The following is a 22,520-nucleotide window of genomic DNA, read 5'->3' on the forward strand; positions in this document are numbered from 1 at the left end:
GCTACGGCACCTTGACGGCCTGCACCGCCAGGCCCGCGCTATTGGGCACCATGCCGTACACATCGGGCTGGTACATGGCCTCGATGCGGGTTGGCGGCAAGTGAAACTGACCCACGGTATTCAAGCGAACCGTATATTCAACGCTGCTGGCACCTTGCGGCAGGTACTCGTAGTAAGCGCGATAAGAATCAAAGCCGCGTTCGACGAAACTGGGCCATATGTTTTTCTCGCTATCTGCGGTACTGGCGGCTATGGCCGAATCACGGCCCAGGCCGCTGCCCAGGATGGTTGCGCCACCGGGTATCGGATCGGTCAAAACCGCCCAGGTGCTGGGGGTTTTAGACTGGATATCGATCTTGACGCGATACACGTCGCCGCGCGACCATACCCCCGGTACAGCCTGGGAAACCGAGGTCACCGTACGCGAGATCTGATAACCCGCCATTACCGGCTTGACAACAGGCACGGCGGCCATCGATCTCACGGTTGCCCACGCCTGACCCGGGCCCTTCTGCTCGATCAGCAAAGTATCCGACGACGCGGACCAGGGGCGGAACAGGCCTTGCATGCGGACTCCGGCCTTCTCGGGCAGGGAGTCCCAATTGACAGTTCGGCCATTGGGATCCGACTGCAAACGGACCTGGACCTGGCCTGAAATCGGCGTTTTCTCGTAATGCTGCGCAAATTTCTCGAGCGCCAGGCTGCCCAGGAGGTTGGCTGTGGTTGTGCGCCATGCCCCTTTGGTCTGCGCATGCAGCAAGCCTTGCGCCATGCGCGGAATATCGTCTTCCCATCCCGGCTGGCCGATGGTCGTCAACATAAGCTTGGCCATATTCACCTCGGGACTGACCATCAGCCACCACCAGTTGTTCTGGGCATCGTCGGGAAACGCCAGCTCGGTCCCACGGATCAGCAGGCGCGCCATGATGACCTGCCGTGCCTGCTTCATTTGCGCCGCCTGATTGGGTATTGCCGGCACTCGCTGCAACACCGCCAGCCAATCGATCACCGCCGAGGTCGGCCAATGATCGGGAGCAATGGCAATGCTGTCGAGCAGCCGCGCATTGACCAGCCCTTCGCGCGATAGCGCCTCCAGGACCAGCAGCTTGCGCACGTCCAGGTCACGCTGCGGGGCCCAGGAATTGCGCACTATTTTCCCCTGGACAAACGCCAGCAAGCCCCGCTCCACGGATTCCCTGGCCGCATCGGGCAAGGCAAACGGCAGGCCCAGCGCCTGCGCCTCGTTGCTGGCGACCAGCAGATAGGCTGTCAGCACTTCGCTGCCGTGGCGCATGCCTGGAAAATACGTCAGCAAACCATCGCCATCCAGGTAATTGGGCAATTGATGCATGAGCGTCTGCCAGCGCTTGGCGCTGCGCAGGCCCAAAGCCGTGGACCCAAGTTGCTCAAGGCAGGTGTACGGGTAGCGCGCGAACCACTGCTTGACACCCGGCAAACCTCCCGCCAGCGACGATTGAAGAGTCACCTCCAGGCCGCCGCGCGCACGGCCGTCGGGACCGCTCAGCGCTCCTTGCGGCACGGCAACACGCAAATCGATGGGTTGTCGCGCATCAATAGGCAGCAAAGTCGCTTGCATGGCGGTCACCGGCACGCTGGGTATCAAGGCTTGCGTCACGGCCAGGCGATCCGAAGCCGGGGATGCGACGTTCTGTTCACTGGCCTGCATCTGCCATTTCAGCGTGCCTGAGCCATCGAGCTGTTTGCTGTCGGGCGCCAGCAAAGTCCAGCTGACAAGCTGTGCGGCACCGGCGGGAATCTGCACTTTTTGCGCGGCAAGCGATTGCCCCGTCACCTCCGCACCGCCGTAGCTGGCGCTCACATCGACAGTCATCGCTCGCGAAGTGGTATTGCGCACGGTCACCGTGGCCTGATAACGGTCGCCGCTTCGGACCAAAGCCGGCAAGCCGGAAATCAATTGCAGATCCTGGGTCGTGGCGACACTGGTGCTGCCTGTGCCGAAACGCCCGGCGCCGTAATCGGCGATGGCCACCAGCTTGAAGCGGCTGATGGAGTCGTTCAGGGGCACGGTCAGTTGGGCCTTGCCATCCTGATCGAGTTGCACAAGGGGCTGCCAGAGCAACAGCGTATCCAGCAATTCGCGGGTCGGGCTTTTGCCCCCGCCGCCGCCCGCGGGCAAGGCCTTGCGGCCATAATGACGTCGCCCGACGATCTGCATCTGGGCTGTCGATGTTTCCACACCGTAGCTGCGACGCTGACGCATGGCCCCCAACAGATCCCAGCTGCTATTGGGCAAAAGCTCCAGCAAAGCCTGGTCTACCGCCGCAAACGCCACCTGGCCATTGGCCGCGGGCTTGCCATCGGGCAGGCTGACCTGCACCGTTACCTTTGCCTTGCCCCGGACCTGGTAAGTGCTTTTGTCGGCACTCACCTTGACGATCAATTGATCCTGGGTATCGGACACCTGGATTTCAGCCAGGCCATAACGGAAGGCCGGTTTGGACAAATCGACCAACGCGGTCGGGGCGGCATAAGATTCCCGGCCCTTGCCTGTATATGCGCTGTACCAGACGCGGGGCTGCTGCCAGCCCCAGGTAAAGAACGAATACCAGGGCACTTCGCGCAAACGCCCGCGCAACACCAGCACCGAGACATAGACATTAGGCCCCCACTCAGGTTTGATGGGCACGCTGACGCTGGGATCGACTCCGGATAGCGTCACTACCTGCGTGGCCAATACACCCTCGCGTTCAACCGCGACCAGTGCCGTCGCTTCGCGAAAAGGCATGCGCACCTGAAAACGGGCTGTTTCCCCCGGCTTGTAGGCCTTCTTTTCGGGGATGACATCAATGCGATCGTCGTTCTGCCCTCCAAACCACAAATCGGCAGACCCTACCACCCAGATTGTCGAAGCCGCACGCGATACATGGCCTTGCGCATCCGCGACACTGGCCACCAGTTGGATCGAGCCGGCCTCTTTCAGGTCGACCGAACACTCCAGCAAACCCTTATCGTCGGTTTTACCCTGGCACACCGTACCCAGATCCCGGGTCTCGACATGACTGTCGTAGCTGTAGAAACCGCCCACCATGCGCTTGCGAATCGAATACGTAGTGGAACGCACCGCACTGACGGTCATGGCGACATTGGCCTGAGGCTGGCCGGCGGGCGAAAGCGCCACGCCACGTACCGCCGTGGGCTGCCCCATCTGCACCCAGCTTTCCGAATGTATGCCCGCCAGCACACTGGCCGGCCATACCGGCACGGTTTGGCTCAGGGTCTGGATCTCGCCATTCGGATCGGCAAAACTGGCTTCAAACAGCAGGTCTTGCGCTCGCTTGAATTCGGGCAGGGAATCGATCGCCAGACGCCCGCCGCCCTGGGCATCCAGCACTATCGATTTTTTATTCATAAACAGCGACTGGGCGTCGTCGGAAGCGGACGGCGATTCGGCTTCCATCTCGTCGGTGCCTTCATCCCGATTCGCATCCCCCGCCTTGGGCTCTTCGAACGAATAGTCTTCATACCCATCGAAGCGCACAGACTTGTCGCGCGCCACACCAGACAGGCTTACAGGCAGTTGCCCCGCGGCACCGCCCGAGACGTAGGCAATCTGTACATCGGCATTCAGTGCCTTGGGGGCCACAAGCGCCCCGCTCCCCGCCTGGCTGCTGATCTTCAAACTGCCTGTGAGCACCGGCAACTTGAAAGCCTCTACCCGAAAATCGCCGCCATACAGACTGCTATCCTGCCCGCTGCTCGGCATATCGTCCGGCCTGTCGTCGCCCGCTTCGGCAGCATGGGCATGCCGGCGCACCAGCGTCACGCTATAGTTGCCCAGCTTGGCCGTTGCCGGAATCGCGAACTGGCTTGCGGCGCTCAGTCCCCCTGACGATGTACTCGACCAGACCAGCGACTGCTCATAGCGTTGATCGGAGCCCTGGTGTTCGATCACCAGGGTGTTTGGCAATTTATCGGGATTAGGCACGGCCAGGCCATGGCGGGTTTGATTGCGTATGAAATGCTTCATCGACACTGTTTCGCCGGCACGCAGCAAGGTACGGTCAAACACCGTATGCGCCACCACCGACAGCCAGGGGCTGGTGTCGGTGGGCACATTGAAACGCCACGACTCGATGCCTTGGTCCCAGCCCGAAAACACAAAGGCAAAATCGGCCTTGTGGCGGGCCAGCGGATGGCTGGCGGGAATCCGGGCCGATACAAAGATTCCGCTCAAACCCGTGTCTGCGCAGGATTCGGGGCTTGCAAGCGCCTTGGGATAATGCCATATGCCCTGGGCATTGGTCTTGCCCGTGGCCAGCAATTGGCCGGAACAACTAAGTACCGCGATTGCCGCATCCGGCACCACCTTGCCTTCGTCGAGCGTAGTGACCCAGGCCAGCACGTCGTCGCGGCCGCGCTTGAGATGCACCCCGAGATTGGTAACCAGCACCGAAGTGCGTACGAACATCGGCTTTTTCGGTTCGATCAAGGCATTGCCCAAGCGCGCCGATTCAATCTCGATGACATGAAAACCCGGCTCGACCGGAATGCCAATAACCTCGAACGGCCTGGGGTCGTCCTTGGTCGCCCCGGGCAACTTCAATTGTCGAGCCGCCGCTTGCGTATCGAGCACCGAAATTTCGCGGGTATTGATGCTTTGGCCTTTGTCGGACCCGGGTTTCTTGTCCGCCATGATCGCTTTGATCTGCCTGGGCGTCCAAGTGTTTTCATGAAACCGCCGGATCCGTGCAAACCAGTGCAGCACATCGACGTCATCCTGCGGCGTGTAGTCGCGCACCTTGCCCGTAGAAACGCTGAGTTCCTTGCCAGGCAAAGCCGCTTCGACATTGCGCACGGTCAGAGGAACGCTGGCTGGGTAGTCGGCCTCCGAACCTCCGTCCGGCTGATTGGCGAAACGCTCGATCACGCCGAACGGCGCCGCCGCGAATTTCACCAAAGGCGGAAACGCCGCGGTCCGGGTAGAAAGCGGAAACTGATCGGCATTGGCCAGCGCACGTCCGGCGTCGTCTTTCAGACCCACGGGCACTATGATGCTAAGGTCGGCCAGTTCGGGAAGCGGCCCATCGAACTGAACCTGGTTGACGAGTGCCGTTCGCTCCGCCCCTTTCTCCATGGACGGCGCCCGTTCGCCCGATGGCGTCTTCAGGCGGATTTTCTGCGCATCGTCGTAAGATATGGGGGCATTGAAGTCGAGTCTGATAGGCAGTACAGGCGTACACGCCGCCTTGGCATTTTCCCGCTGGCAACTGAAGGTGGCCTTGAATGGCTCACGCACCGTATAGTCCAGTGTTTCGGCTTTTAACGAAGCAACCCCCGACAGTGTCTTGACGCCGGGGCCGACCTTCAATTGCATTTTGGCATTGGCGGGCAGGCGGCGCTTGCACTGCAGCACCTGAATGGCCGCATCGCCCGCCGCTTTCTCGGGAAAATAGCTGGCTTTCAAAATAGCCTTGCGTGCATCGCCGGTAATCAGGCGCACCGGCACGGCTTCGCCCAAGCCTTCAACCAGGCACGAAGTACTGGCCAGCAACGACTCAGGCGCCACAGCCCCATTGAAATGCAGCACAAAAGCCTGGTCTTCATCGATGGTGGAATCGTAAGGCCGCGAATCGGCGACGATCGGGCCACCGGTCTGAAAGGCAAACAGAGTCTTGCCCGACAGGGCCTGGCCGGCAAGCGTACGGAAGGCCGGCCGAACCTGTGCCGAGCAATGCACCCCAGGCCCCGGAGCGGTCGTGAAAACGTAAGTCCAGTGCCTGCCATCAACCCAGCGCCCGCTACCCTTGACCGCCACGTCGTCGCACACGACATCCAGCGGCGGCGCCGCCTGCGCGTTGCCGAATTCAATGACGGGAACATCGAATGTGGCCTTGACGCTTTCAATCCGGGCCACCTGCCCCTGCGGCGAAAGCTGTGCTATCTGCGCGCCCCACGCACCCGACGCAAGCAAAAACAATCCCAGAGCAAGTGTTCTGATGCCTATCATTGAATCCTCTTTCCTTTTTTGCTTGTGCCCAACATCAACCGCACACCGCAGGCATTTTATGTGCCCCAAACCCGACTGACAAAGTAGCCTGCTTTGCAAGATCCCGCAAGGCTGCGCGGGCGATGGCACACAGCTCGGACACAACGCGGAGCGACCCTCTAAAACAGGGTATGAGTCAGGCACAGGCGGGCACGCTCCCCGCGCGCCGTACCGCGGGCGGGAAATATTTGAGACTTTATGCCATAATTGCGGGCTTAACGGTGGGTTTTCGCCCTAGGCGCGAGGCTTGCCGTTTGCCCCTCTAGCTCATGCTTGGTTAGAGCAGCGGACTCATAATCCGTTGGTGCCGTGTTCGACTCACGGGGGGGGCACCAAAATTCATGCGGGTTACGGCCGATCTTTGCGGATTGGCCGTTTCGCTTTCTGGCTCATGCAGATGCTGTGTAGACTCGGATGATCAACGCCTCCCTGTCGCAGAGGGCCTTGGTACTGCGATGCCCGATACGATCAGACAACAGTTTTCTCAAGTTTGATAACGGCACGGCTGCCTGTAGCCTCGGCATAGCGTGAAAGCGTGCGTAAAGACGGCATTGTTCGGCCACTTTCCAGCCGGGCAACCGTCGATTGCGTTGTGTGCATCCTTTCGGCAATCTCGCCTTGCGTCAGTCCAGCGCGTGTACGCGCTGCTATCAATTCGCGGGCAATGGCAAACTCGGGCGCTTGTTTATCGTATTCAGCGCGGGCTTCCGGGTTAGCCAGCAAGCGGCTTTTCAATTTAGATAAATCATTCATCGTTAAGCCTCCGTAGGCGTTCATGGGCTATATCCATAGCCTTGCGTGGGGTTTTCTGTGTTTTCTTGCTAAACACATGAAGCACCGTTAGCATCCGACCGGCTCGGGCTACATAGATTGCACGGGCTATACCGTCACGGCCTGTCATGCGTATTTCCCATAACTTGCCCTCCAGCGGGCGAACATGTGGCATACCCACTTGCTGCGGGCCGAACTCAGTCAGCAGCTCGGCAATATGCAGAAATCGGGCACGTATATCGGCCGGCAATGCCAGTAGTTCGTTTTCTGCGGCCTGCAATAGCTTTACCTGCCATATCATGAGTTTATCTCTTTTTTGCTATATTAGATAGTTATCAGGCTGCGGTCTTATGAATCGGAATGACTTTGGCCTTCACAAACCTGTGATGCCATTATTTCGGTCGGCTACCGCGTTGACGACGATTGAGCACGAGTTTGACTAAGAGTTGTTCTACCTTAACGTGCCAGCCGCGCGTCGTAACCGCCATTTGCTTGCCCGGCCTGTGGAGCAGTTAATCAATGACAACATTCTTGTTCTCGTACAGGCGTTCTCGTACATTTGCGGCAACCCCACGCCAGTGCCATAATTGAGACCCTTCAAACAGCCTCTGCATTCAAAGCCAATGCGGTCACTACGCCGAGAGGATATTTCGTGCGTCCAATCCATCTATGAGCGACGCCCCTTTCAGTTTCAGAAAAATTGCTGTCTCGGCATTTGGCCCGTCCTTGCTTTTCAGCATAGGCGAAGGTTCGATATTACCCATCATCGCGCTCAGCGCCAGAGATCTTGGCGCGTCGGTGGCGCTCGCGGGCCTTATCGTAGGCCTGATCGGCATTGGATCGCTCTTTAGCAATATCCCTGCCGCGCTGATCATTGCCCGATACGGCGAAAGGCGTTCCATGGTCGCCGCGGCGGCATTCAGCGTGCTGGCGATGATCTTTTGCCTTATCCCGAACCAGATATGGCTGCTGGCACTGGGCGTGCTGATGATAGGCATGGCTTCATCGGTACTCATGCTGGCCAGGCAGACATATCTTATTGAAGCCGTGCCTATCCACATGCGCGCGCGAGCCATGTCGACACTGGGCGGCACACGGCGTATCGGCATATTCATCGGGCCGTTCCTGGGCGCGGCGCTGATGCATTACATGGGCTTGCCGGGCGCGTACTGGATCGCGATAGTGGCGATGCTCAGTTCGGGATTGCTCGCCTTTACTGTACCCGATCTTGAAGATCATCTGGCATCGAAAAATGCCGGCGCCAACACGGCGCCGACACTGACGAATATTGCGCGGCATCATTGGCAAATATTCCTGACACTGGGCTTCGGCATCTTGCTGGTCAGCGGGCTGCGGTCCGCCCGCCAGATCGTCATACCATTGTGGGCGGATCACCTGGGCTTGAGCCCCACGGCCACCGCAATCATTTACGGTACGGTGTCCGCGATTGATATGCTGGCTTTCTATCCTGCGGGCAAGGCCATGGATCAACACGGTCGGCTTTCAGTCGCGATGCCATCCGTCATCATCATGGGAATCTCGCTGATTCTGATACCAATAACAGACGGCCTGGTCAGTTTTGTGGCCGTATCCATGATGATAGGCCTTGGCAACGGCATCGGATCGGGAATTATCATGACACTGGGCGCCGATGCCTCTCCCCGCATCGGACGCACCCAGTTTCTGGGCATTTGGCGGCTGATCGCCGATGTCGGCGCCAGCGGCGCACCCGCCCTGCTCTCCGCCGTCACCGCACTGGCCTCACTGGCCAGCGCCGTGGTCGCAACCGGATTGCTCGGCTTTATCGCCGCCGGTGTTTTCTGGCGATGGCTGCCTCGCACGAAGCCAGACCGGCCGCGCTGACATCAACGCCCTCCAGACACATCGACGACGGCGCCATGCACATACGACGCGGCATCGCTTGCCAGCCACAACGCCACCGCCGCCACCTCGGCGGCCGTCCCGGAGCGCCCAAGCGGGACCAGCGACTTTGCCAGTTCCCTTACATGCGCAAGGCCGCCGTGCATCTCATGGATCTCCGTTTCGATAAGCCCGGGCCGCAGGCCATTCACGCGAACCCCCTCCAGGCCGACCTCTTTAGCCAGGGATAGGGTGAAAGCATCCATTGCGCCTTTGGACGCGGCATACGCCGCGCCGCCGCTCAGCCCGCCAAGCCGGGAGGCAACCGACGACATATTGATGATGCAACCGCCCTTGCCGCCGTGTGCATGCGACATGCGCCGGATCGCCTCGCGCGAGCAATAGAAAGCGCCAAACATATTGACACCGAAAAGCCCTGAAAGATTAGACTCATCGGTCGTGTCGACGCGAAAGTTCGCAAGCTTCCCGGCATTGTTGACCAGCACATCAAGAGGACCATACGCTGCGTCAAGCTCGCAGAAAAGACGTTCGACGTCGTCAAGACGGCTGACGTCGGCCTGCAAGGCAAGAGCTTCGCCGCCGCTATCGCAAATTTCGCGAACCAGTGCCTGGGCGGCGGCCTTGCTGCCAAGATAATTGACCCCGACTTTGTAATCGGCCTTGCCGGCGGCCCTGGCAATTTCAGCCCCAATGCCGCGGCTTGCGCCGGTAATCAGAATGGTTTTTTTCATTCGCTTATTTCAAGAGCTGTCTTGTCTGCAGTCATTTGGGTTCGATATTGGCGTCTTTAGCCAACTTTTTCCATTTATCAATCTCGGAAGCGATGAAGCCCTTCAATTGTTCGGGAGCCATGGCCATGGGCGTAACGCCGACGTTGCCGAACCGTTCTTTCAATTCCGGATTCTGCAAGGCCCCCGTCATTGCCGTATGCAGTTTGGCGACGACCTCCGAAGGAATTCCTGCCGGCCCGACCATGGCAAACCAGGCCGTAATGTTATACCCCGGCAACTCTTCCGACAGCGTCGGCCAGTCGGGTGCCAGTGTGCTGCGCTTCTCCGATGTAATGGCGATAGGGCGCAATTTGCCGCCTTTGGCCTGCGCCATGGCGTTGCCCAGATCCACGAATGTAAAGTCCAGCGTTCCGCCCAGCACATCGTTCACCGCCAGGGGAATTCCCTTGTAAGGTACCGAAAGCACGTCCAGTCCAGCCATTTTGTCCAGCAAAGAGATGCATATCTGTGAACTGGAAGAGCCATAACCCGCACTGAGCTTGCCAGGACGCTGCTTCACATAAGCAATGAATTCACGCAGATTCTTGGCGGGGAAATCGGGCTTTACCATCAGCACCAAGGAAGTCTCGCCTGCCCCCGAAAGTGGCGTGAAATCTTTGTTCGGATTGTAGGGAATGTTTTTCAACAGCGCGACATTGGAGGCTATGGCCGAATTGGATGCGAACATCATCGTGTAGCCATCGGGCGCGGCCCGAACAACCTCCATGGCCCCGATGGACCCTCCGGCGCCAGGCTTGTTCTCTATGACAAAAGATTGGCCCAGGGCCGACTGCAACTGCTTGCCAACCAGCCGAGCTGCCATATCGGTGGCGCTGCCGGGCGGAAATGGCACAATCATATGTACAGGCCGGGCGGGATATCCTTGAGCGAACGACGCATGTACGGCAACGCTGGCCCCCAGGGCCAGGCCCGCCATCCTGAGCAGGTTCAATAATTTCATGATGTCTCCTTTTATGTGTTATTGATATATGTACTTATGTCCGTTGGCAAGCGACCAGAATTGGCAATGCAAGCAGGTGAAACGACAATGTCTTGCCATGCATGTCCAGATTGAGTGAATCATTCACTCCACCGTCCAGGACATCGTCCAGAACAAAGTTCATGGCCCCGATTTTTGGCAGCAGATACCTCACGACTCTGGCGGGTCGGCGATACGCAAAATGTTCCGCTACCCGCGATTCGGTCACCTGCGCCACCAGCAAATCGAAATCTTCCGGCCGATAGGCGATCAGGCTGATATTGATGCGATTGCCTTTATCGCCCGTGCGTGCATGTGCGAGTTCGTATAACTGAATTTCATTCATGGCGACGAGACTCTCAAGTTATAAATTTCAGGCTAAGAATTCAAAAGTGGCTGGGGCCTGATCCCTGGGCACCAGACAGGACTGGGTCAATAATCGCTGGCGCTTGGCTACGCGCACTCCTCCTCCCCCCGCCGGCCCGCCCGTCCATAACGCGGTCACATCGCGCAACAAGCGATCGATGACCCGCACGTCTTCATGCTTGCCTGCAACACGCAGGCGTATATCCGTAGATTGCCCATCTGGAATGCTTTCCAGCAGGCGACCGGCATCGTCTCCGATTATGCTCAGCACGCCAATCAGATCGAAGCGCAGGTCCAGAACCTTGCCCATCCGCTTTTGCATCATATCCATTGCCAGGCGCGCACGCGCCTGGGCATTCGGACCCGCGTATGAGATCTCGCCTTCGCCGAACCACCCTCCATCGAAGAACACATTGGCCTTGAGCGTGGCTGTTCGGGCATGGCCGCGCACACCACTCAGCCTTACGCAATCCGGGCCCAGTTCGGTGACTTCAGCCTCGCTGATATCTGCCACGACATCGGGAGTAATGTAAGCCGCCGGATCATGCAACTCGTACAGCAGCTGCTCCTTGACCGTGCGCGCGTCGACCAGTCCGCCGGTGCCAGACGCCTTGGTGATGACGCAAGCGCCGTCCGGGGAGATCTCCGCAATGGGAAAGCCCACATCATGCATGCCGGGCACATCTTTCTTTCCCGGATCGGCAAAGTACCCGCCTGTAACTTGAGTGCCGCATTCCAGCAAATGGCCGGCCATGGTTGCCGCGGCAAGCAGATCCCAATCAGTCCGGCCCCAGCCGAAATGCGCAATGGCCGGCCCCAGGGCAAGCGATGGATCGGCAACCCGGCCCGTAACGACGATTTGCGCTCCGGCCTTGATGGCCCCGGCAATCTCGAACGCCCCCTGATACACGTTGGCGCATACAAAGCGATCGTCGTCAAAACCGCCGGGCAGACAGTCTCTTATAACTTGCCTTCCTGCCTTGCTGGATAAATCGTCGCCCGATACTACGGCGATTCGTGGCGGCACAAGGCCCAATTCGCGAGCCAATCGCCGGATCATCTGCGCCGCTCCCCGAGGATTGGCTGCACCAAAATTTCCAACAATGGTTATCCCATGATTCAGACAATCGGCAAGAACGGGCCGCAACTCCAATTCCAGCAATGGCTCGTAGCCCAACTCGGGATCAAGGCGCCGGGCCAGCTGTGCCGTGGCGAGAGTCCGTTCCGCAAGCATTTCGAACATAAGAGCGGCGGGGCCTCCCCGCTCTATCAGCGTGCGCACCACCGGGCCGGCGGCGTCGACACGGTCGCCTGAAAAGCCGGCGCCGCACCCTATCAGCAAACGATCCATATCCCTGCTCCTTTTCCACGGCAAGCTTGAACCATTTGTTTTTGTATGTAAACTTAATATATCTTAATGTTTATACTGTTTTTTTAATGAATCTTTCCGGTCGTTTGATCGACGCTTTCCTGGCTCTGGAAGAAACCCGGCGCTTCTCGATTGCGGCGCGGCGTTGTCATGTGTCGCCCTCCGCCTTCAGCCAGATGATCGGCCGCCTGGAAGAAAAGGTCGGCACCCGCCTTTTTGATCGAGATACCCGCAATGTGGCTCTTACTCCCGAAGGAGAAGTGTTTTCCTCCGGCGCCCATCGCATAGCCGCCGAAATCCACGCTTCCATGGCGGAACTCAATGAGAGATCCCTGCTGCGCAAAGGCCGGGTTTCCATAGCGGCCCCGCCCTCTCTGGCTGCCGCCTGGCTGCCGCAACTGATGGCCAACTTCAAAGTGGATCATCCGGGAATCGATATACGCCTGCACGATGTCGTTTCGGACCGCTGCCTGGATATGATCGCCCGAGGCGAAGTGGATCTGGGCCTTAACGCACAACGCGGTAACGATCTCGAGTTCGACACACGGCTGCTGTTCAATGAGCGCTTGTATTTGATCTGCCGGGAAGACGATCCCCTGGCCCATCTAAAGCAAATCAGGCTAAGCCATCTCAAGGACCGCGACTTTATCCACACCGTGCGTTCAGGCAGCGTATGGCAACAGATGCAAGGCTTGCTAAGCGGAACCAAAATTCGCGACAGCGGCCTGGAGGTTGCGCAGTTCGGCACCTTGGCCGGATTGATCTCCAGCGGCTTCGGCATCAGTATTGTGCCCCAACTGGCAGTGTATCTCTGTAATCGCCCCGGCCTGCTTGCTTGTCCCATCAATGCCAGGAAAGCATTGCGCCCCATCTATATTATCAAGCGCAAGGACAGAAGCCTTTCGGCGGCAGCGCAGGCAATGTGGAATCAAATTGAAAAATCGCCCCCAGGAGGCATGCTGGACAAGTGAAATCAATGCAACTCGGCCGAATCGCGCCCAAGCATGGCGCCCTCCCGGACACCAGGCTCGGCGGCAGTGACCATCGGCTCATTCGTGAAGAAGCAGCCTTCAAGTGTTAGCATGCCGCTTTTGCGCCCGATAAAAGAATGGCGCCGCACGTTCTTAGCCAAGAAGGACCGCTGTGAGCAACTGGTTCAAGATTTCCCACATTTCCGCCGGCTTCATTGCGGTGCTTGTCGGCTACACCAGCTCGGTAGCCATTGTTTTCCAGGCGGCGCACGCTGCCGGGGCCACCCCGGCCGAACTGGACTCATGGCTCTGGGCGCTGGGCGTAGGCATGGCCGTAACCTGCATCGGCCTGTCCCTCTATTATCGCAGCCCGGTGCTGACGGCGTGGTCCACGCCCGGCGCCGCGCTATTGGCCACCAGCCTGTCCGGGCTGAGCATGTCCGAGGCGATTGGCGCCTTCCTGTTTTGCTCGCTGCTGATAACGGTATGCGGGATCACGGGCTGGTTTCAAAAGATCATGCACTACATCCCCAAGGCCATTGCCTCGGCCATGCTGGCCGGGATACTGATCCGCTTCGGGATGAACCTGTTTACCGCCATGCAGACTCAGTTGGTACTGGTGGGCCTGATGTTCCTTACCTTTTTGCTGGCCCGGCAATGGCTGCCCCGCTATACCGTTCCATTGGCGCTGGCGGTGGGTATTGCATGGGCGGCGGTGCAAAACCTTCTGCAGCTCGATGCCTTGAACTGGGCTCCGGCGAGCCCCGTATTCATGATGCCCAGCTTTTCCGTTTCAAGCTTGATCGGGGTCGGCATCCCCCTGTTCATCGTTACGATGACTTCCCAGAATGTGCCGGGCCTGGCGGTGCTGCGCGCCAACGGCTATCAGGTGCCGGCGTCGCCGCTTATCAGTTGGACCGGAATAACGGGTTTGCTGCTGGCGCCGTTTGGCGGTTTTTCCTTTAACCTGGCGGCCATTACCGCGGCCATTTGCATGAGCAAGGACGCCGACCCCAATCCTGAAAAACGCTATCTGGCCTCGATCTGGGCCGGACTCTTCTACTTGGCGACGGGTATTTTCGGTGCCACAGTGGTCGGGCTGTTCACGGCTTTTCCTTCGGAACTGGTGGCCGCCATCGCAGGCCTGGCGCTACTGGGCACTATCGGCAACAGCCTGGCTGGCGCACTCGAGGACGCGAACGGGCGCGAGGCAGCCCTGATCACCTTTGTAACGACGGCATCCGGACTTACGCTCATGGGCATAGGCAGCGCATTCTGGGGGCTGGTGTTCGGGACTGTTGCGCATGTGATAAGCCGTTCCATACGCATCAGACTCCATTAGCGGCAGGCAGGCGACGATGAATCCCGAAGACCTCCAGCTCCTGGTGACGCGCACCATGCCTTACGGCAAGTACAAAGGGCGCCTGATCGCCGACCTGCCGGGACACTACCTTAACTGGTTTGCCCGCGAAGGTTTCCCCAAAGGCGAGATCGGCCGCCTGTTGGCCTTGATGCAGGAAATCGATCACAACGGCCTGTCCCCGCTCCTGGCGCCTTTGCGAGGCCAAACAGGCGCCGGCGGCACTAAAGTAGAATAAGAAACGCTATGATCGTGTCCGCGACGCAAGTATCATGCATCGCTTGCGATAAAAACTTTGTATATAGAGCCGAGCCATAATGTTTGATGCTTTCCCAGACCCCCGCCTTGCGCATCTGGCCCCGCGCCTGCATGCCGGCGTGGTGGAGTTCCCCGTCTACCATATGCGCGGCGGAACTTCCACCGGGATAGTGCTTTGGCAACGCCATCTGCCAGCCACGCCCGAGTTGCGCGACGAACTGATCCGGCACCTGATGGGAGTCCCACTCGAAGGGGAACTCACCCAGAACAGGCAAATCACAGGACTGGGGCGCGGCCCGGCAACCAGCAACAAGGTTTTTATTGTCGATTTCAGCGAAGACGGCAAAACCCTGATCAGCACATTGGCGCAGCTGGCGGCAACAAAAAGCGCCATCGACTGGAGTGTCAATTGCGGCAATATGTCGGCCGCCCTGCCGCTTTATGCACTCGACACCGGACTGGTCCAATGGGGGCCGGAACCATCGGCTGCCACGCTGGACATATTCAATACCAATACCCAAACACGATTGTCGGCCGTCATGCAACTGCAACAAGGCCGGCTCGAAGCCAATACGGAAATCCCTGGTGTGGAAGGCGCCTTCCCCGGAGTCGACCTTTATCTGCATAAACCGGTCGGCGCCAAGACCGGAAGACTATTGCCCACCGGCGCAGTCATTGACCGCATCGCTGGCCTGGATGTCAGTTGCGTGGATGTCGCTGTACCCATGGTAATCGTGGCCGCGGCCGACCTGGGCAAAACCGGTTGCGAAACGGCCGGGGAACTCGATGCCGACCTCCAGTTCAAAGCCCGCCTGCGGGAGATCTGGACGGATGCCGGGCACAAGATGGAGCTCAAGAACCGCGACGGCAGCCTGATGACGGCGGAACAATTGCGTGCCAGTGAAACCATCCCGAAAGTCTGCATAGTGTCGTCGCCGCAAGCCGGCGGAAACATCAACGCCCGTTACTTCACTCCCCAGCAGGCACATGCCTCGCTGGCCGTGTCGGGAGGCTGCTGCCTGGCCGCGGCCTGCTTGCTGCCAGGCTCCGTGGCGCACGGCATTGCCGCCGGGCTGTCGCCGGTAAGCGCTCAGTCGCAAACCCAGCGCGTCCTGATTGAAAACCCCGCCGGAATCCTGGAAGCCCGCGTCGACGCCGTCCTGGATGACGGACACACCCGTATTGAACAGGCCGCATACCGCCGCAGCGCACAGATTCTGCTGCGCGGTTCGATGCCTCTGTACCGGGCATCCAACGAACTAAAAGCCTACCTGTCTCAATAATCGCCAACAATGTCCAACACTAAAGAAGTTCCGCTTTATTCCACCCTGTCTCACACCGATGTACGTTCCGTAATCACAGGATTGATGCTGGCGATTCTACTGGGCGCCCTGGACCAGACCATTGTCTCGGTGGCACTGCCCATGATGTCGTCCGACCTGCAGGGGGTCGACCTGCTCGCATGGGTTGTATCCGGCTACCTGATTGCGGTGGCGGTTGCCACGCCCATCTATGGCAAGCTGGGCGACCTGTACGGACGCCGCATCATGCTCTCGAGCGCCATCAGTGTGTTTCTGCTGGCATCCATAGCCTGCGCCATGGCGCCGTCCATGCCTTTTCTGGTGGGCTCGCGTATTGTCCAGGGCCTGGGCGGCGGCGGTCTGATTTCCGTTGCGCAGGCCATTGTGGCGGACGTGGTTGCGCCGCGCGATCGTGGCCGCTACCAGGGGTATATCAGCGGCGCCTTCGCCGTCGCCAGCGTAACCGGGCCGCTTGCAGGTGGATTCCTGACGACCTATCTTTCCTGGCGCTGGGTGTTCTGGATCAATCTGCCGCTGGGGCTGATAGCCTTGTTCATTTCACGCCGGGCCTTGAAACTGCTGCCTACCCCGAACATCAAACGGCCCATCGATTATCCCGGCGCAATCCTGCTGACTATCGGCCTGGCGACCTTGCTGATTGGCGTAACGCGTGTCGGCCAGGGCAGCGCATGGCTCGATGCAGGCAATCTGAAATTGTTTGCCGCCACCCTCGCCGCCTTGGCCGCCTTCTTTTGGCAGGAACAGCATACGGCCGAACCGATCGTTCCGCTCAATCTGTTCCGCAGCCCCACGGTCGCCATTTCCTGCATGATCCTGTTTATCGCATTCATCCAAATCGTCTCGCTTTCAGTACTGATTCCTTTACGCTTGCAGATGCTGACCACCGTGGGTGCCGACGGCGCGGCGCTGCAACTGGTCCCCCTGTCGCTGGCAGTACCCTTCGGCGCCTTTATCGGCGGCAAACTGATGACCAGCACCGGCCGCTACAAGCGCATCCAAATCGCCGGGGCCTCCATAGTGCCTTTGGCCGTGCTCGGGCTGGCCTTCATCAATCCGCATACTGTCGTGCCAGGCCTTGTATGCATGGCGCTCATCGGGCTGGGCATTGGCCTGCAATTACCCACATCGACCGTCGCCGTGCAAAACGCAGTGGAACATCGATACGTAGGCATCGCCACCGCGGTATCGGCATTCTGCCGGTCGCTCGGCGCCGCCATCGGTATTGCCGTGCTGATGGCGCTTCTTCTGGCCACCCTGCAAGCCAAGGTTCCCGCGGCGGTCGCCTCATTTTCGGGGGCCGATATCATCAAAGCCATGATGGGCGACGCGCAGGTGCACATAGACGCCATGGTCAAGGCCCAGTTGGCCATAACCGTGGAAGGCGCTTTCCGGAAAATCTTCGTCATCAGCGCGCTGATCGCTTTCGTCTCGTTTATATTGAGCCTGGTAATCGCCGACGAAACCCTCGAAGGGAAAAAACCCGCATCTTGAGTACAGCAATGACAGACATACCGGAAGGCTATCGCCCGCTTCAAAACCGTAGTGAATTCACCGATCTATGCGGCCCGCTTTTCGAAAAAGTCGAAAATGGCCGGCGCTCGGAACTGGCCATACGCATCGAGAAAAAGCACGGCAATTTGCGCGGCATCACTCATGGCGGCTTGCTGATGACACTGGCCGACACCGCTCTTGGCGACGCAATCGTCCAAAGCTACTCTATGCCTGTAGGCTTGGTCACCGTCAGCCTGAACACCGATTTCATGAAATCGGCAAAAATAGGTGAATGGGTGGCTGCGCGCGTCAGCATACAAAAAACCGGCAAGCGCCTGGCCTTTGCAGATTGCACTCTGTTCGTGGGCGACCAGAAAATATTGCGGGCCAGCGGTGTGTTTGCAGTCATGGAACGGCAAGCAGGCCGCTAGGAACACACGCAATAAAAACTGTTCAATGTCCCAGGAAACAGACTTCATTACAGGAAAGAAATCCCATGATTCGCGACCCCGAGATTCAAACCATGCTGGAAGACAGCGTCCGCCGCTTTGTCCGCGAGGCGCTGGTCCCCATTGAAGATCAGGTCGCCGAAACTGACCAGATCCCGCCGGAAATAGCTCGGCAGATGAAAGAGCTGGGCCTGTTCGGCCTGTCGCTCCCCGAAGAATACGGCGGGCTGGGCATCACCATGGAAGAAGAAGTCCGAATCGCCATGGAGCTTGGGCAGACTTCGCCCGCCTTCCGTTCCCTGATAGGCACCAACAACGGCATAGGCTCGCAAGGCCTGGTCATCGACGGCACGCCGGAACAAAAACAGCGCTATCTGCCCGGATTGGCGGCGGGTGAACTGATCGGATCTTTTGCGCTGACCGAACCCGAGGCCGGCTCGGATGCGGCATCGCTTAAAACCACCGCCGACCGCGACGGCGACTTTTATGTGCTGAACGGCACCAAGCGTTTCATCACCAACGCCCCCCACGCCGCCATATTCACGGTCATGGCCCGCACATCGCGGGAAGCCAGGGGCGCCTCGGCCATTTCCGCTTTCATAGTCGAGGCCAACACCCCGGGCCTGTCGCTGGGCAAGATCGATAAGAAAATGGGCCAGAAAGGCGCGCATACCTGCGATGTCATTTTCGAAAACTGCCGCGTTCCCGCGGCCAACCTGATTGGCGGCAAAGAAGGAGTTGGCTTCAAAACCGCCATGAAAGTGCTGGACAAGGGGCGCCTGCACATCGCAGCGGTAGCTATCGGCGCCGCCAAACGCATGTTGCGGGATGCCGTGCAATACGCGGGACAGCGCAAGCAATTCGGCCATGCCATCGCCGACTTCCAGTTGATCCAAGGCATGCTGGCCGACAGCAAAACCGAAATCTATGCCGCGGAATGCATGGTGCTCGACGCGTCGCGCCGCCGCGACGATGGCGAAAATGTGTCGGTCCTGGCCTCCTGCGCCAAGTACTTCTCCACTGAAATGTGCTGCCGTGTTGCCGATCGCGCGGTACAGATCTTCGGCGGCGCCGGCTACATTACCGAATACGGCATCGAACGTTTCTATCGCGATGTACGCCTGTTCCGCCTGTACGAAGGCACCTCGCAGATCCAGCAGGTTATTATCGCCAAGCACCTGATCAAGGAACAGGACGTGTAAGCAAGACCGGCAATTCCGCATAAACAGGGCCGGGTACGGATGCCCGGCGGGCGCAGCGAACAGTTGGCTGACACGGATGTAACAAATTTTCTCACCCTTCTGTCATAAACAATTCATAAATCTGCCATAATCGCAGCACTTTCTCCCCTGCGCCCCCGCCCCATGTTCGACATTTTTTCCGGCCTGCATTTCTGGCTAGGCTTTAGCCTGGTGCTGGCACTGGCTTTCGTGCTGGCCTTCGAATTCATCAATGGCTTCCACGACACCGCAAATGCGGTTGCCATGGCGATTTCCACCAAGGCCATGCCCCCACATCTGGCGGTAAGCCTGTCGGGAATTTTCAATTTCTTCGGAGTGCTGATGGGCGGTGTAGGCGTGGCTTATGCCATCGTGCACTTGCTGCCGGTAGAGATGCTGGTCAACGTCGACACCGCGCGCGGTCTGATCATGGTGTTCTCGATGCTGGCCGCGGCAATCGCCTGGAACCTGGGCACCTGGTATTTCGGCATACCGGCATCCAGCTCTCATACGCTGATAGGCTCGATACTCGGGGTCGGCATGGCCAATGCCTGGTTGACACATACGGCGCTCAGCACCGGCGTGAATTGGAGCAAGGCGGCGGAAATCGGTTTGTCGCTGGTGATATCGCCGATTACGGGCTTTGCGCTGGCTGGATTCCTGCTCTGGGCCGCCAAACGCTGGATGCCCGACTCCAAAATGCATAAAACGCCCGAACAGCGCCGCGAAGTCGATGGCAAAAAACACCCCCCTTTCTGGCATCGCCTGGTACTGGTCCTGTCGGCAATGGGCCTGAGTTTCGTCCACGGCTCGAACGACGGGCAAAAAGGCATAGGCCTGATCATGCTGGTGCTGATAGGCATCGTACCCGGGAAGTTCGTGCTGGACGTCAACGCCAGCAGCTATGATATCGACTACACGCGCAACGCCGCCATTCACCTGACGCATTTCTTCGAGCGCGATGCCATGACGCTCGAGCAATACCTCGCACAATACCCCCAGCGGGCCACCGACGGCATATCCGGAGACGCGGCCTGCGATCCACGCAAGACACCGCAAACGACCGCCCTGCTGATCCAGGATCTGGCGGGCATCGACAATTACCGGCAGCTCGATAACCGCAAACGCATCGATGTGCGCCACTACCTGTTGTGCCTGGACAATACGGCCAAAAACCTTGCCGGCATGAAGGGTTTGCCATCCTCGGATCGCACCGACGTGCTGCGCATACGCAAAGACCTGACCGCCACGACCGAATACGCTCCTTTCTGGGTGATCGCCGCGGTCGCGCTCGCTCTGGGCCTGGGCACGGTGGTAGGCTGGCGCCGCGTGGTGGAAACGGTCAGTGAAAAAATCGGCAAGCAAGGCATAACCTATGCCCAGGCCATGGCGGCGCAGTTGACCGCCGTCGCATCCATAGGCATGGCCAACGTCTTCAGCCTGCCGGTATCGACCACCCACGTGCTGTCGTCGGGGGTGGCCGGAACCGTGGTGGCCAATCGCAGCGGCCTGCAACGCGGAACTGCGCGCAATATCGTGCTGGCGTGGGTATTGACCTTGCCCGCCGCGATGATTCTGGCAGCCGGGCTATTCATCCTGGGGATGAAACTGGTCTGACCCTGTGGGGAAAAAAACACAGCATGCCGGAAAATAAGCCTTTTGAAAAAAGATTAAGCGGCAATTCAGACATTTTCAACGATAATGCCAAGTTGTTCTTTTATGGTTTTTTTTCGGCTTTGCCGAAGGGGTTTACCTCGAATGTTAGTCGCTCAGAATATAGAAATAGAAATTCTGGCTATCGTCGAATCGGTTATTTTCAAATCTGTTGCGCCTGACACATCGCTCGTCAAATCGGGCTTGGTCGACTCAATGGCCGCTGTCGATATAGCGTTGGCCATTGAAGACAAATTCGGTTGCGGCCTTCCCGCCCCCGAAATCGCGCAGATTCTAGAGTCGGTCAAAAGCATCACGGCCTATGTGGCGGCGAATACTTAACAGATCTCTGGTCCAGCACCTGCTCGCTGCACTGACTGCCTTAAGCATTGCGTTTTTAATCGATATGGGCCTGAGCCCATATCTGACACGCACACTCAAGCCTGTTGCCACCGACGGACTGAACGCCAAGGCAGGTGTTTACCTGCCGAATATGGGCGACAACTGGAATGAGCAGTCGGTCAATTTCGAGCGCATGCGCACGGCCCTCGGCAACGGCACATTGGTCATCATGGGCTCATCCGAACTATCGAGCCACGATTTGCGTTTTGTGCCCTATCGTTTTTTCCCGACCGAACTGGGTGTCCCCACATTGGCCTATGGCCATGCGAAATTCCAATCCTACGGAATTTTCCGGGTACTGCAATCGCTGTCCTCGGTCTTTACCCCCGAAACCAAGCTGGTCATCATGCTCTCGCCGGCCTGGTTTGCCGCCGAAGGAGAATTGCCTTCCAGCGCGTTTGCCGAACATATCTCGGGCCCGGTGCTCAGTAATCTTTGGGATAGGCCCCAAGCCCGGAAAAACCTGATTTACTGGGCGCGCCACCATGAAACCTGGGGCATACTCGGCCTGTTGGCCCAAGCCCGGCTTGCCCAGTTCCGCGATCAGCTGCAGATGTGGATCAGCGGCAAGCCCATCGTCAGCGGCGCCGCCTACACTCCTACGCCGGCGGCCATAGAAGCCACGCGCAACGCCGTATTCCCCATCCCGCCCGCCCTGCCTGAGGCCAATTGGCCCGAACTGCTGGCCCAGGCGCGGGCCACGGGGCTGCTGCTGAGCAACGACAATCCCTACGCCGTGCGCAATCAATATTACAAATCGCACCTGTCCCTGGTCGAAGATCCCACGCACCAGGAGTTCGCCCGCGGCGACCCGCTGGCCGCCCACGAATTTACCGACCTGTCGCAATTGATGGAATATTTGCAGCAAAAGAAAGTGCGTGCGTTCTTTGTCATGCAGCCCCTGAATTCAAAGCTGGTGCTGGATTCAGAACGATTCATCCCCACGGTGCGCAGCATCATGGCCATGTGCCGGCGCTATCAAATGTCCTGCCTGAATCTGTACCCGCTTCGCCCGGTACCCGGCATTTTCCACGACGATATGCATTTGGCCGAACTGGGCTGGGCCCTGGTGGACCAGGGTATCGATAAGCACTTTTCCAAATGAAACGATTCATCAAACTGGTCTGCCTGTATCTGGGCCTGATTCTCGTGCTGACGCTGCAGGCGCGCGCGCCGTCCGATCTGGGCGGACCGATGAAAGTCGAATACGAATACCAGCAGTTCTGAACA

General features: G+C 58.8%; 19 protein-coding genes and 1 tRNA gene. 13 read left to right on the plus strand and 7 right to left on the minus strand.

Going from position 1 to position 22,520, the window contains the following annotated elements; all coding sequences use genetic code 11:
- Position 1 precedes the first annotated feature (1 nt).
- Positions 2 to 5,989 carry an alpha-2-macroglobulin gene (locus LSG25_RS03920; RefSeq protein ID WP_232743408.1) on the minus strand — a complete coding sequence of 1,996 codons (5,988 nt, stop codon included), beginning with the start codon at positions 5,987 to 5,989 and terminating at the stop codon, positions 2 to 4.
- A gap of 295 nt (positions 5,990 to 6,284) precedes the next feature.
- On the opposite strand from LSG25_RS03920, the gene LSG25_RS03925 reads away from it, so the two are divergent.
- A tRNA-Ile gene (locus LSG25_RS03925) sits at positions 6,285 to 6,363 on the plus strand.
- 133 nt (positions 6,364 to 6,496) lie between these two features.
- Here LSG25_RS03925 and LSG25_RS03930 read toward each other — a convergent pair.
- Positions 6,497 to 6,805 (minus strand): helix-turn-helix transcriptional regulator, encoded by a 309-nt coding sequence (locus LSG25_RS03930; protein ID WP_232743409.1) that lies wholly within the window; start codon positions 6,803 to 6,805, stop codon positions 6,497 to 6,499.
- Entirely contained in the window at positions 6,774 to 7,100 is a 327-nt protein-coding gene (locus tag LSG25_RS03935) for a type II toxin-antitoxin system RelE/ParE family toxin (RefSeq protein ID WP_232743410.1), read from the minus strand. The genes LSG25_RS03930 and LSG25_RS03935 overlap by 32 nt, the downstream gene beginning before the upstream one ends.
- Before the next feature lie 368 nt (positions 7,101 to 7,468).
- Here LSG25_RS03935 and LSG25_RS03940 point away from each other — a divergent pair, with 368 nt between their 5' ends.
- On the plus strand, positions 7,469 to 8,662 hold the full coding sequence (locus LSG25_RS03940; protein ID WP_232743411.1) for an MFS transporter: 1,194 nt from the start codon (positions 7,469 to 7,471) through the stop codon (positions 8,660 to 8,662).
- A gap of 2 nt (positions 8,663 to 8,664) precedes the next feature.
- On the opposite strand, the gene LSG25_RS03945 is transcribed toward LSG25_RS03940, so the two are convergent.
- Genes LSG25_RS03945 through LSG25_RS03960 form a run of 4 tightly spaced genes read right to left on the minus strand, consistent with a single transcriptional unit; the run spans position 8,665 to position 12,146 of the window.
- Positions 8,665 to 9,411: an SDR family oxidoreductase gene (locus LSG25_RS03945; RefSeq protein WP_232743412.1), complete on the minus strand. Its 747-nt coding sequence runs from the start codon at positions 9,409 to 9,411 to the stop codon at positions 8,665 to 8,667.
- A gap of 31 nt (positions 9,412 to 9,442) precedes the next feature.
- On the minus strand, positions 9,443 to 10,411 hold the full coding sequence (locus LSG25_RS03950) for a tripartite tricarboxylate transporter substrate binding protein (RefSeq protein WP_232743413.1): 969 nt from the start codon (positions 10,409 to 10,411) through the stop codon (positions 9,443 to 9,445).
- 34 nt (positions 10,412 to 10,445) lie between these two features.
- The gene (locus tag LSG25_RS03955) at positions 10,446 to 10,775 is read right to left on the minus strand and encodes a hypothetical protein (protein ID WP_232743414.1); all 330 of its coding nucleotides are present in this window, start codon (positions 10,773 to 10,775) and stop codon (positions 10,446 to 10,448) included.
- A gap of 27 nt (positions 10,776 to 10,802) precedes the next feature.
- Positions 10,803 to 12,146, minus strand: a complete 1,344-nt coding sequence (locus tag LSG25_RS03960) for an acyclic terpene utilization AtuA family protein (RefSeq protein WP_232743415.1) — start codon at positions 12,144 to 12,146, stop codon at positions 10,803 to 10,805.
- Positions 12,147 to 12,232: 86 nt separating this feature from the next.
- On the opposite strand from LSG25_RS03960, the gene LSG25_RS03965 reads away from it, so the two are divergent.
- From LSG25_RS03965 to LSG25_RS20430, 11 genes are all read left to right on the plus strand, one after another.
- Positions 12,233 to 13,135, plus strand: coding sequence for a LysR family transcriptional regulator (locus tag LSG25_RS03965; protein ID WP_232743416.1), 903 nt, complete (start codon positions 12,233 to 12,235; stop codon positions 13,133 to 13,135).
- A 172-nt stretch (positions 13,136 to 13,307) separates the two neighbouring features.
- Positions 13,308 to 14,477, plus strand: coding sequence for a benzoate/H(+) symporter BenE family transporter (locus tag LSG25_RS03970; protein ID WP_232743417.1), 1,170 nt, complete (start codon positions 13,308 to 13,310; stop codon positions 14,475 to 14,477).
- 16 nt (positions 14,478 to 14,493) lie between these two features.
- Positions 14,494 to 14,733: a DUF3820 family protein gene (locus LSG25_RS03975; protein ID WP_232743418.1), complete on the plus strand. Its 240-nt coding sequence runs from the start codon at positions 14,494 to 14,496 to the stop codon at positions 14,731 to 14,733.
- A 79-nt stretch (positions 14,734 to 14,812) separates the two neighbouring features.
- On the plus strand, positions 14,813 to 16,036 hold the full coding sequence (locus tag LSG25_RS03980; protein ID WP_232743419.1) for a PrpF domain-containing protein: 1,224 nt from the start codon (positions 14,813 to 14,815) through the stop codon (positions 16,034 to 16,036).
- A gap of 9 nt (positions 16,037 to 16,045) precedes the next feature.
- A complete protein-coding gene (locus LSG25_RS03985; protein ID WP_232743420.1) occupies positions 16,046 to 17,566 on the plus strand; it encodes an MDR family MFS transporter in 1,521 nt (506 codons plus the stop codon).
- An 8-nt stretch (positions 17,567 to 17,574) separates the two neighbouring features.
- Entirely contained in the window at positions 17,575 to 17,997 is a 423-nt protein-coding gene (locus LSG25_RS03990; RefSeq protein WP_232743421.1) for a PaaI family thioesterase, read from the plus strand.
- A gap of 65 nt (positions 17,998 to 18,062) precedes the next feature.
- The gene (locus LSG25_RS03995; RefSeq protein WP_232743422.1) at positions 18,063 to 19,217 is read left to right on the plus strand and encodes an acyl-CoA dehydrogenase family protein; all 1,155 of its coding nucleotides are present in this window, start codon (positions 18,063 to 18,065) and stop codon (positions 19,215 to 19,217) included.
- A gap of 162 nt (positions 19,218 to 19,379) precedes the next feature.
- Entirely contained in the window at positions 19,380 to 20,852 is a 1,473-nt protein-coding gene (locus LSG25_RS04000) for an inorganic phosphate transporter (RefSeq protein ID WP_232743423.1), read from the plus strand.
- A gap of 141 nt (positions 20,853 to 20,993) precedes the next feature.
- On the plus strand, positions 20,994 to 21,230 hold the full coding sequence (locus tag LSG25_RS04005) for an acyl carrier protein (protein ID WP_232743424.1): 237 nt from the start codon (positions 20,994 to 20,996) through the stop codon (positions 21,228 to 21,230).
- Complete coding sequence (locus LSG25_RS04010; RefSeq protein WP_232743425.1) at positions 21,211 to 22,395, plus strand: D-alanyl-lipoteichoic acid biosynthesis protein DltD; 1,185 nt, start codon at positions 21,211 to 21,213, stop codon at positions 22,393 to 22,395. Before LSG25_RS04005 ends, LSG25_RS04010 begins: the two co-directional genes overlap by 20 nt.
- A complete protein-coding gene (locus tag LSG25_RS20430) occupies positions 22,392 to 22,517 on the plus strand; it encodes a hypothetical protein (protein ID WP_255696629.1) in 126 nt (41 codons plus the stop codon). The genes LSG25_RS04010 and LSG25_RS20430 overlap by 4 nt, the downstream gene beginning before the upstream one ends.
- Positions 22,518 to 22,520 lie beyond the last annotated feature (3 nt).

This window comes from Paralcaligenes sp. KSB-10 (genome assembly GCF_021266465.1).
Taxonomy (GTDB): domain Bacteria; phylum Pseudomonadota; class Gammaproteobacteria; order Burkholderiales; family Burkholderiaceae_B.